General features: G+C 65.8%; 10 protein-coding genes. 7 read left to right on the top strand and 3 right to left on the bottom strand.

Annotated elements, in window-relative coordinates:
- The coding region (locus tag M3498_01575) for a hypothetical protein (GenBank protein ID MDQ3457986.1) at positions 1 to 835 on the bottom strand (835 nt) is incomplete at its 3' end.
- A gap of 357 nt (positions 836 to 1192) precedes the next feature.
- Here M3498_01575 and M3498_01570 point away from each other — a divergent pair.
- From M3498_01570 to M3498_01555, 4 genes are all read left to right on the top strand, one after another.
- A complete protein-coding gene (locus tag M3498_01570; protein ID MDQ3457985.1) occupies positions 1193 to 2116 on the top strand; it encodes an ABC transporter substrate-binding protein in 924 nt (307 codons plus the stop codon).
- A gap of 179 nt (positions 2117 to 2295) precedes the next feature.
- Positions 2296 to 3912 (top strand): ABC transporter permease, encoded by a 1617-nt coding sequence (locus tag M3498_01565; protein ID MDQ3457984.1) that lies wholly within the window; start codon positions 2296 to 2298, stop codon positions 3910 to 3912.
- Between the two features lie 30 nt (positions 3913 to 3942).
- Positions 3943 to 5127, top strand: coding sequence for a betaine/proline/choline family ABC transporter ATP-binding protein (locus M3498_01560; GenBank protein ID MDQ3457983.1), 1185 nt, complete (start codon positions 3943 to 3945; stop codon positions 5125 to 5127).
- The gene (locus M3498_01555; protein MDQ3457982.1) at positions 5124 to 6146 is read left to right on the top strand and encodes an ABC transporter permease; all 1023 of its coding nucleotides are present in this window, start codon (positions 5124 to 5126) and stop codon (positions 6144 to 6146) included. Before M3498_01560 ends, M3498_01555 begins: the two co-directional genes overlap by 4 nt.
- A gap of 85 nt (positions 6147 to 6231) precedes the next feature.
- Here the strand turns inward: M3498_01555 and M3498_01550 are convergent, their stop codons facing one another.
- Positions 6232 to 6774: a Uma2 family endonuclease gene (locus M3498_01550; GenBank protein MDQ3457981.1), complete on the bottom strand. Its 543-nt coding sequence runs from the start codon at positions 6772 to 6774 to the stop codon at positions 6232 to 6234.
- 223 nt (positions 6775 to 6997) lie between these two features.
- On the opposite strand from M3498_01550, the gene M3498_01545 reads away from it, so the two are divergent.
- Genes M3498_01545 through M3498_01535 form a run of 3 tightly spaced genes read left to right on the top strand, consistent with a single transcriptional unit; the run spans position 6998 to position 9439 of the window.
- Positions 6998 to 7174, top strand: coding sequence for a hypothetical protein (locus M3498_01545; GenBank protein ID MDQ3457980.1), 177 nt, complete (start codon positions 6998 to 7000; stop codon positions 7172 to 7174).
- 22 nt (positions 7175 to 7196) lie between these two features.
- The gene (locus tag M3498_01540; protein ID MDQ3457979.1) at positions 7197 to 7619 is read left to right on the top strand and encodes a hypothetical protein; all 423 of its coding nucleotides are present in this window, start codon (positions 7197 to 7199) and stop codon (positions 7617 to 7619) included.
- Positions 7620 to 7654: 35 nt separating this feature from the next.
- Positions 7655 to 9439: an SWIM zinc finger family protein gene (locus M3498_01535; GenBank protein ID MDQ3457978.1), complete on the top strand. Its 1785-nt coding sequence runs from the start codon at positions 7655 to 7657 to the stop codon at positions 9437 to 9439.
- Between the two features lie 195 nt (positions 9440 to 9634).
- Here the strand turns inward: M3498_01535 and M3498_01530 are convergent.
- Positions 9635 to 10457 (bottom strand): metallophosphoesterase (locus M3498_01530; GenBank protein MDQ3457977.1); only part of this gene is annotated, 823 nt, incomplete at its 5' end.

Genomic DNA, 10457 nt, shown 5'->3' with positions numbered 1-10457 from the left:
AATCATTCTCGCTGATCCGCCTTCTCGTGACTTCCTGGAGTTCGCGCAGGGTAAAGTCCACGTCCAGGTCGCGCAGGAGCGGCAGGGCGTCCCTGGCCCTCTCGACAGCTTCAGGCTCGAGCGTCTTATAGATGATTTCCTCCCCCGTGCCCGCTGCGACGTCCGATGCACCCGCCGGGCCGATGACGGTGCTGCCGCCCCAGAAGCTCCAGCCGTGTTCCACCCCGACCCGGTTGCAAAAGACGACGTAGCCCCCGTAGAGCAGCGCGGGGCCGCGGATGAGGTGGTCCCAGGCGCGCGGGTTCATGCCGCCGCTGTCGAGGCTCGAGTTGGCGATGACGACGAACACGTCGGCGTCGTCGCAGGCGGCCAGATAGACCATCGAGGGAAACCAGAAGTCGTAGCAGATGAAGATCGCCATCCTGAAGCCGCGGTAGCGAAAGACACCGAGATGCTTGCCGCGAGCAAAGATCTTCCCCTCCTCCCAGGCGCCGTAAGACGGCAGGTAGACCTTGCGGTGCAGGTGAACGATCTTGCCGCCGTCTATGAGGGCGGCGGCATTGTAGACGCGGCCGCGCGCGCTGCGCTCGATAAAGCCGACGATCATGGGCAAGTCGCGGCTCAGCTCGAGCAGCGTCCTAAAGGCGTCGTCGCTCTCCTTTAAGGCGTAGCGGTAGACCTCCTGAGCGACGGCGTAGCCGCTCAGGGCGAGTTCGGGGAAGACCACGAGTTCGGCGCCGTCCGCCTTGGCCTGATGCTGGAAGAGGCGAATCTTCTCGAGGTTGGCGTTCACGTCGCCGAGCACGGGAGCCGTCTGCGCCACGGCGACTTTCATTCCTCACCGCCCGGATTGGCCCCCAGGCAGAACTCCGTGGCTCCTCCTAGGAGCCTGCTCAAGGACCCGTCCCCGCCAAGGCGAGGTTGGCGGGTCGAGGGGGCGCCAAAAGAGGGCGGCGGTGTCATGTGCGCAAATCGTAGCTGGCAAAGGTGGGGCTTGTCAATAAGGTTTACCTTTCAGGTCCAGCCTAACCATTGTACCGGCTGAAAAAGTATGTTAAGCTACGGAAACCGCGACGCGGAAACGGGATGGGTTTGGGAGCGCATTGCTTCGCTGAACCGCCGCGCGATTGGCTCAGCCCGAAAACAGAGCGTACGTGTCGAAATGGAGATTTAACACTATGGGAGGTAAAACATGAAGAGGATCGGCAGTTTACTCATCGTTATCGGCATGGTTCTGGCGGGCGCGGCGGCCTTCGCGCAGGGCCCTATCCGGGTGGGCTCGAAGAACTTCACCGAGCAGCTCATCTTGGGCAACCTGATCGTCACCGCCCTGCAGGAGGCGGGCCTCGAGGTCGTCGACAACACCAACCTGGGCGGCACGGGCGTCGTTCGCGACTCGCTCCTGACCGGTGAGATCGACGTCTACGCCGAGTACACCGGCACCGCCATCAGCAACTTCTTCCGCGACGTAGAGGCTGACATCCCCGAGGGCGCGTCGGGCGACGCCCAGCTCTCCTACGAGACCGTCTCCTCGCTCGACGAGGACATGAACGACCTCGTCTGGCTGGACGCTGCGCCGGCCAACAACACCTACGCCATCGCCGTGTCCGCGCCCTTCGCGGAGGAACACGGCGTCTCTTCGGCCGCCGACTTAGCCGCCTACATCAACGAGGGCAACGCCGTCAGGCTGGCGACGAACGACGAGTTCGCGCAGCGTCCCGACGGCCTTCAGTCCTTCGAGGACACCTACGGCTTCGCCTTTGGCTCGGACAATCTCTTGATCATCGCGGGCGGTGCCTCGCAGCAGACCCTCCAGGCGATGGCCGAGGGCCAGGTCGACGCGGCCATGGTCTTCGCGACCGACGGGGCGCTCCAGGCCTACGACGTGGTGGTGCTCTCCGACGAGGACGGCGCGCAGCCGGTCTTCCAGCCCGCGCCGGTCGTTCGCGGCGAGGTGCTCCGCGCCAACCCCGAGATCGCCGAGGTCTTGAACCCCATCTTCGCCACGCTCGACGCCGAGACCCTGCAAGAACTCAACGCTCGAGTCGAGGTCGACGGCGAGAACGTCCGCGACGTGGTGCGCGACTTCCTGCAAGAGCACGGCTTCAGCGACTGATTCACCGACTGAGGCAGAGCGGCACTGAGCGTCATACTGGCATGGTCACTACAGCGACCGTGCCAGTGACGTAACAGCGTAAAGGGAGAGCAAAGCGAACGTCCCCATAGGCTGACTCCTGCTCCTAACTCCTGACTCCTATTCGAGGGGGTGATACGACCATCAACCGCATCGCTATCTTGGGCAGCCTGGTGGCCGGCCTCGGCTTTTTCTTTCTGCCCATCATCGAGCTCAAACCCAACCGCCTCGCCTCGGGCATTCCCTATCACCTCCTGGGGCTCGAGGGCGATCTGCGCTACCCTGCGCTCTTTGCCCTGGCCTTGGCGCCGCTCCTGGTCGCGCTGCTGCCGGCGGGGAAGGAGCGCGGTTGGCCTCTGGTCCTGCTCGGCAACGGGCTGCTGGTGCTCACCTTCGTCCTGCCGGCTCAGGCCGGAGGGCTGCTCGTCGAGAACGCCGCCGAGCTCTTGGGCGAGGGGGTGCGCATCCGCAACCCCCGGCTCCTGCCTTCGGCGGCGCTGGCCTTGGGGGTCATGGGGGGTTATACCGTGCTCTTCGCGGGCCTGCAGGACCTCATGCGCGGCGGCGTGGCTTACGGCGCTCGCCTGCTGGCGGCCTGGGCCGGCGCGGCGCTCGTCGTGCTGCTTTTTGCCGGCGGTTATCTCGACATCTACTCGGTCATGGTCGAGTTTTACGCCAACGGCGAGCAGCTGGCGCGCAAGTTCTTGGAGCACGGCATGTTCGTCGGTGTGGCGCTCACCGTGGGCTCGGTCATCGGGGTGGGCCTGGGGCTCTGGGCTTCGCGCGACGAGCGCGTCGCCCCGGTGATCCTCTGGGCGGTGGGCATCATCCAGACCATTCCCAGCCTGGCGCTCTTTGGCGTGCTGCTGGTGCCGATGGCGCGCCTGGGCAACCAGCGCTTCAGCGCGGTGCTCGTTTTCCTGGCGCTGGCGCTGGCCGTGGCCGCGGCGCTCCTCTTGGTCTACCGGCTATTGGGCGCCAAGCTGCCGGAGGCGGGGCGGCAGGTCAACCTGCTGCTGAGCGCCCTGGCGCTGGCGGTGCCCTTGGCGCTCGTCACGGTGATCATCGCGAGCTTTCTCTACCGCGTTTCCCTGTTGGCCTTCAGTTCGGGCCGCTACGGAACTTTGACGAGCGCGCTGCTCCTCGCCCTGCTGGTCGGCCTGGTCCTCTGGGCGGCGGCGCGCTGGCTCTTCGGCAGAGGCGGGCTCTACAGGTTCACGCGCTACGCCGCCCTCGTCGCCGGCGCTGTGGCCGGGGTGATCATGGCGGTCGTCTTGGTGCAGGCGTCGGGGCAGTTTTTGGCTCGAGTCGCGGGCTTCGCGGCGCTCACCGTGCGCGACCTGGGCGTTTCGGGCATCGGCCCCGCCCCGGCGCTCATCGCGCTGACGCTCTACGCGCTCTTGCCGCTGGTGCGCAACACCTACGCGGGCCTCAAAAACGTTGACGCGGCCATCATCGATTCGGGCCGGGGCATGGGCATGACCGCCGCGCAGCGCTTTTTCCAGATCGAACTGCCGCTCGCCTTGCCCATCATCATGGCGGGGGTACGTAATGCCGGGGTGGCCCTGGTCGGCATCGGCGCCATCGCCTCGGTGATCGGCGCGGGCGGCCTGGGCGACTTCATCTTCTCGGGCATCATCAGCACCTCGATCGATCTTATCCTGCTGGGCACCATCCCCGCCGTGTTTCTGGCCCTGTTTCTGGACGCGGCCCTGCGCGGCGTCGAGGCGCTCTTGACCTCGCCCGGCATCCGTCATACCGCCGAGGGGGAGCTGTGAGCGAGGGATCACCGTGAGCGCAGGGACACCGTGATCGCCTTCGAGAACGTCGTCAAGGAGTACGCGAGCGGTTTCAAGGCGGTCGACGGGCTCAGCCTCGAGGTTCATGAGGGCGAGATCTGCGTGTTGATCGGCCCCTCGGGCTGCGGCAAGACGACCACCATGCGCATGGTCAACCGGCTCATTCCCATAACGAGCGGGCAGATCCTGGTCGAGGGCCGGGACAACCGCAACGTCCCCGCCGAGACGCTCCGGCGCAAGATCGGCTACGCCATCCAGCAGATCGGCCTCTTTCCCCACATGACCGTCGGCCAGAACATCGCCGTGGTGCCGCGGCTGCTCGGCTGGGAGGAAGGCCGCATCCGCCGCCGGGTGGATGAACTCCTGACGCTCGTCGGCCTCGAGCCGGGGCTCAACCGCGACAAATACCCCCGGCAGCTCTCGGGCGGCCAGCAGCAGCGCGTCGGCGTGGCGCGGGCCATGGGCGCCGACCCGCCGATCATGCTCATGGACGAGCCCTTCGGCGCCGTCGACCCCATCACCCGCGAGGTCTTGCAAGAGGAGTTCCTGCAGATTCAACATGAGGTCGGCAAGACCATCATCTTCGTCACCCACGACATCGACGAGGCCATCAAGATGGGTGACCGCATCGCCATCTTGCGGGACGGCGAGCTGGTGCAGATGGACACCCCGGACAGGCTTCTGGCGAAGCCCAAAGACGACTTCGTGCGCTCATTCGTGGGCGCGGATCGGCAGCTCAAGCGCCTGGGCCTGGTGCGCATCGGCGAGCTGATGGACTTAGACCCGCCGGTCGTGGCCTTGGCGGGCCGGCTCGAGGACGCCCGCGCCGAGATGGCGCGTCTGGGGGTGAGGAGCGCCTTCGTGGTCGGTGAGGGGGGGCGGCTCGAGGGCTGGGTGGACAAGGAGGCAGTGGACAAGGAAAGTGCGCAAGGCGGCGGCACGCTGCAAGAGGCCGTGAACCGCGCGCACCCCCTCGACATCGCGGTGAGGGAGAGCGCTACGGCGCGCGAGGCGCTCTCGGCGATGGTGACGCGCGGCTTTCGCGTCACCCCGGTGGTCGACGGCGCGGGCGCCCTAAAGGGCTTTGTTCGCCTGAAGACCCTGCAGGCCATCGTCGAGCGCGGCGCGGCACCGGAGGCCGGGACCGGCGCGGCGCCGACCCCACCCTCACAGGCGCCCCCAGAGGCGCCATGAAGCGCTTCATGCCGACCGCGGCCCTGGTGTGGCTGGCGCTCGCCCTGCTGTTCTTCGCGCTCGACACCGTGCAGATTGGCCTGAGAGACCAGCGGCTGAGGGGCGCCGAAGCGGTGCTCGGCCCCGACTTGTGGCTGCCGCTCCTTGGCCTTCACCCGGAGAAGCTCATCCAGGTGGGTTCGCTCAACACCGGGCTGCCCCTGGCCTGGTTCGCGCTCGCCTTTGCCCTCCTCGAGGCAGTGGTCGGCTACGCCTACCGCCGGCGCGAGGAGAAGCTGCTCCGGCCGCTGTTGCGGGCCGCGGGCATCTTCTTGCTGTTCTGGTCCTTTTTCGGCCATGTGCCGCTCTGGGACTACGTGCTCGGCCTGATATTCCCCAGAAGCCCGCAGCTTCTGCATCCCGCCGCCACGGTCATCCAGTTCACCGCCCAGCACCTCGAGCTGGTCATCGTCTCCTCGATCATCACCGTGACGCTCGGCCTGACCCTGGGCATCCTGGTCACCCGCCGGAGCCTCCGCGAGTTCCTGCCGCTGGTGTCCGACCTGGTGAACGGCGCCCAGACCGTGCCGACCCTGGCGATCGTCGCCATCATGGCGCCCGTGATCGGCTTCGGCTTCTGGCCCGCGGTGATCGCCTTGATTCTCTACGGCATCTTGCCGGTCGTGCGCAACACCATCGCCGGGCTGAACGCCGTCGACCGCTTCATGATCGACTCGGCGCGCGGCATGGGCATGACGCCCGCGCAGATCCTCTGGAAAATAGAGATCCCCAACGCCAGCCGCGTCATCTTGGCGGGGGTGCGCACCAGCGTGGTCATCAACATCGGCACCGCCGCCCTGGGCGCCTTTGTGGGCTCGGGCGGCTTGGGCGTGCCGATCGCCAGCGGGCTCAGCTTGAACGTCGAACCCTTCGTGCTCTTAGGCGCCCTGCCGGCGGCGCTCCTCGCCATCCTTATCGACTACCTGCTCGGCCGCGTCGAGTTCGTGCTGACGCCGCGAGGGTTGCAGCTCGAGGCTTAGTAGGCGTTGATCCAGCCTTGGGTCGGACAAGAAGCAAGCGGGACGAGACTGCGAAGGTCTTTGAGGTAAGCAAAATGGGCATGAGCTAACCCCAAACCTTACGCAGGTCCAAGGTAAAGCCGGGCAGAACGGGGTCACCTCTAAGCGTCTCGAGCCCTTCTGATTCCTCTACCTGTCCCGGCGTGTAGACCGTCACGCGCGCTCTCCGCGGGTCGATGAGCCAGCCGAGCCTAGCTCCGTTGTCCATGTATTCCTGCATTTTCTCTTTGGTGATGCGCAAACTGTCCGTTGGTGAACGAAGCTCGAGCACAAACTCAGGGCACAGCGGCAGATATTTTTCTCGCTCCTCTGCAGTCAGCCCTGCTAAGCGCGCTTTGCTGACCCAAGAGGCATCAGGCGAGCGGACGGCGCCGTTAGGAAGCCGGAAGCCGGTAGAGGAGTCAAAAACTTCGCCGCTGCCGTCATGTTCGCTCCAGACGCCAAGCTGTGTGGTGATTTGGGCGTTTCGTCTCCCCGAGCTTCCGCCTGCAGGTGGCATGACAATAAGGTCTCCTTGCGCCGTGAGTTCTAGGCGTACATCGCTATTGAGCGAAGCGAGTTCCAGCAGCTGCTCGTCGCTTAGCGCCATCGCCGGCGGCAAACGCAGCGTAAGCGGTGAGTGCCCGCTGCTCGTTTTCGTCTCTTCCAAGGTATCTGTCAAGGTATCCGTCGCCATGACCTAACTATACTCCGCGTGGTCGAACATGACGCTTTGAAGGGCTAGCGGTGCGCTGGATGAGGAGTCGGAAGCCAGTAGTTCGTAGTCAGTCACGAGGGCGCAGCCGCCCGACTACCTGCCGACGCGCTTGCAGGTGGAAAGGGACTCCTGGCTGGACGCCGAGTATTACGCGAGCCTGCTGAACCTGCTGCTGTTCGGGGCCGAGAGTCGCGCCCTCGAGGCGCCGGGCTTCCCGATCGTGGTCTATAATGTGTTCGGTGCCGGTGAGGACGAGGTGCTGGACTTCGTCGCGGCTCGAGGCGGATTTTGAGGGTTGTCGAAGGGGTAGCGTCATGAGCGATTTCGAGGCACAAGAGAGGCGAATTAGCGAGATACTTGGGCAGGATGAAATCCCCGGCGTCGATCGTGACACGCTTCGAACCTATCTCGCCTACCTCAAGGCGTCGTTGCTATTCCCTTGTCAGGTTACAGGCGGCGAGGATTTTGGATGGGAAGAGTACTACCTGTTCGGCCCCGGCGACAAGGAGGAGTACGAGCAACTCAAGAAGACGAAACCTTCCCATAAGGACAGCTATGAGCTGCTCGAGCCCGACGACGATCTTGACGAGACCCCCGGCGTCCTGGTAAAGGTCAAACGGCTGTCAGACAAGAAGACCTTCGTTCTGCCTCTGGCGGATTTGGAAGCCACCGATAAGGCGTCCGGAAATTACCAGCTCCTGGACGATTACTCTGTCTGGTACGTGAACTGGAGGTAGCAGCGCAGGTGTCTCTGCCAGGATTGAGTAAACGCGTGTTGCGCGAGCACAGCTCGAGCGCCTCCTTTGAACGGGGCGTGGACTACTACCGGCAGGGCGCGGTGGTGTCGCTCGAGCAGCGCGACAAGCTGCTTAGCGCCGAGGTCGAGGGGAGTGAGTTCGAGCCCTACCTCGTCCGGGTCGAGTTCGACGATGCCGGGGTGACCAGCGCGAGCTGCACCTGCCCCTACGAGTACGGGGGGTGGTGCAAGCACACTGTGGCGACGCTGCTGGCCGTGATCGAGGAGCCGGATCTCGTCGAGGAGCGGCAACCTCTGGAGGAGTTGCTCGAGCCGCTCTCCGCAAGCCAGCTGCGCCAAGCCTTGCGCCACCTCGCCGAGAAGCATCCGGAGACCGTGAGGACGCTCGAGCTGCACCTGATCACGTCGAGCGTCGAGAGCGTTCCTGCCAAACCCAAGCGCCAGACCCCGGTCGACGTGGCCCTCTTTCGCCAGCTCGCCAAGGCTGCGGTGCGGGGCGCCGAACTCGATTGGGACGGCAATCCCGATTTCGGCGACCTCTACGAAGTGATCGACAAGGTCGCACCCTTCCTGGAGCAGGGGGACTACCGCAACGCCTTGGGGATCTTGGAGGCCGTCACCGCTGGCTTTTTCGAAGCGGCGAGCGACCAAGACTACGAAGGCTACTTCTACGACGAGTGGCTCTACGACAAGCTGGACGGCTGCTGGGCCGAAGCGGTGCTGGGAGCCGAACTCGGCGAAGGGGAGCGAGTCAGGCTGCAGGGCGAGATCGCGGCCTGGACTGCGAACCTCGAGCATTACAGCATGAGCGCCTTCGGGATGACCGATGCCGCCCTGGCGCAAGGTTGGGAGTACCCGCCTCTGGTCGACGTCTTGCGGGGTGAGGAGCGGGAGGCGGGGGCCTGGGCCAGCGAAGAGGTCGTCCCCGACTTCGCCGACGACCTCGCCCGGATTCGCCTGCGCATCTTAGAGCGCGAGGGACGCCATCAGGAGTACCTGCGCCTCGCCAAGGCGGAGGGCCTGAGCACCGCGTATCTGGAGATGCTCGTGAAGCTAGGGCGGGTGGGCGAAGCGCTCGAGCAGGCCAAAGGTGAGCTTAGCCGGCCGAGCGAAGCCTTTGGGTTGGCGAAGACCCTCCGGGAGCAGGGGGAGCCCCGTCACGCGCTCGACATCGCCGAGTACGGTCTTGGTCTGCGCGTCGCCGCTGACGACGGTGTGCCTCGCTACGGAGACCATTACCAAGACCATGGCGAAAACAAGTACCATCTCGCCGCCTGGACGAGCGAGCTGGCGACCGGTTTGGGCGAGCGGGAGCGGGCGCTCCGGGCGGCCGTCACCGCCTTCGAGGAGAGGCCCTCGTTCGCCGATTATCAGCAGCTCAGAGAGCTGGCCAGGGAGACTTGGCCGGAACTCAAGGAGCGACTCCTGGCTTCGCTGCGGAGCAAGCCGGGGGCCGGGGACGCCAAGGTCGATATCTTCCTGCACGAAGATTTGCTTAGGGACGCCATCGCCGCCGTCGACGACCGGAGCGTCTATAACGACGTCCAGGTTCGGCGGGTGATGGACGCCGCGACGGGGACGCACCCCGACTGGGTGATCGACAACGCCCGGCGCCGTGCCGAGTCGATCATGGCTGGGGGCAAGGCGAAGTACTACCACGAGGCGGCCGAATGGCTCGAGAGGGTCAAAACCGCCCACCTGCGGACAGGGCGGAAGGAGGCGTGGCAAGGCTGTCTCGCCGAGATCAAACACAAACACGGTCGCAAATACAAGCTGATGGGCCTGCTGAAGGACCTGTAAACCTGCTACCTCGCCTGCTGCGAGGCGCTTGGACCCGCCTTGAGGCGACGGGGCCGAGCTCGAGGTCACCTGACGATATGAAGGGAATCACCTCTTCGACGACGCGGCGGAAGGCCTCGGGGTCGATGTCGGGGTCGATGTCGGGGTCGATGTCTGCTGGTTTGGGCGTAGCGCATTCTATCCGGCGGGCAGGTATCACTCGGCCAGGTCGAGCCGCACGACGCGGCCGCCCAAGCCGTCGATGCTCTCGGGCAAGCTCTCGAGCTCCACCTCGGCGAAGGTGGCGAGGTCGTAGCTCGTGTAGCGGACACCCGCTCCGGCCTCGCCGAAGTCGATGTCCATGACGGTGACGGCGGTGCGCGGCGGCCCGTCGCTGCCCAGGAGCCGCCGCGGAGGGGTGCCGCCCGTGTGGAGGAGCGCCAACTCGCCCCGCTTGGCCGGGTAGTAGGCGTGGTGGTGGCCGCTGATATAGAGGTGGACGCCGTAAGCCTCGAGCCGCTCGCGCAGCGCGTCGCCGTTCTCGAGCACCTCGCCGGGACTGTTGCGCCCCTCCGCGATACCGTAGAGCGGCAGGTGGCCGATGACCAGGCGCAGCCCGGCCCCTTGCGCCTCGGGACCCGCGAGTGCCTCCCGCGCCCAGGCCAGGGTCGCCTCCGAGAGCCGCGCGCTCGAGGCGTCCCAGACAAGCACGAAGACTTTGCCCGAGCGGAAGCTGTAGTCGAAGGGAAAGGTCGCCCGGTCGACGAAGTCGAGGTCCGGCGTATGCTCGAGCCAGTAGCGCGTCGCCGCTACGCGCTCTCGCCCAAAGGCGTAGCCGCCGTCCGCGCGGCGCAGCGAGGAGGCGTCGTGGTTGCCGAGCGCGAAGCCAAAGGGAATGCCGGCCTCGCGCAAGGGCGCGGCGATAGAGCGGTCAAAGGCCGCCCACATCTCGCCGAAGCGTGCCGCCGGCAGGTCGTGCTTTTGACCGGCCACCAGGTCGCCCGCCGAGAGGACGAGGTCGGGCCGCCACAGCTCGGTG

Source organism: Deinococcota bacterium (assembly GCA_030858465.1).
Classification (GTDB): Bacteria; Deinococcota; Deinococci; order Deinococcales; family Trueperaceae; genus JALZLY01.
The sequence above is the reverse complement of the archived record's forward strand: the minus strand, read 5'-3'. Positions and strand labels throughout refer to the sequence as shown.

Coding starts and splice junctions, on each gene's coding strand:
- M3498_01570 (MDQ3457985.1), top strand. CDS start 1,193: ATGAAGAGGATCGGCAGTTTACTCATCGTTATCGGCATGGTTCTGGCG.
- M3498_01555 (MDQ3457982.1), top strand. CDS start 5,124: ATGAAGCGCTTCATGCCGACCGCGGCCCTGGTGTGGCTGGCGCTCGCC.
- M3498_01550 (MDQ3457981.1), bottom strand. CDS start 6,774: ATGGCGCTAAGCGACGAGCAGCTGCTGGAACTCGCTTCGCTCAATAGC.
- M3498_01540 (MDQ3457979.1), top strand. CDS start 7,197: ATGAGCGATTTCGAGGCACAAGAGAGGCGAATTAGCGAGATACTTGGG.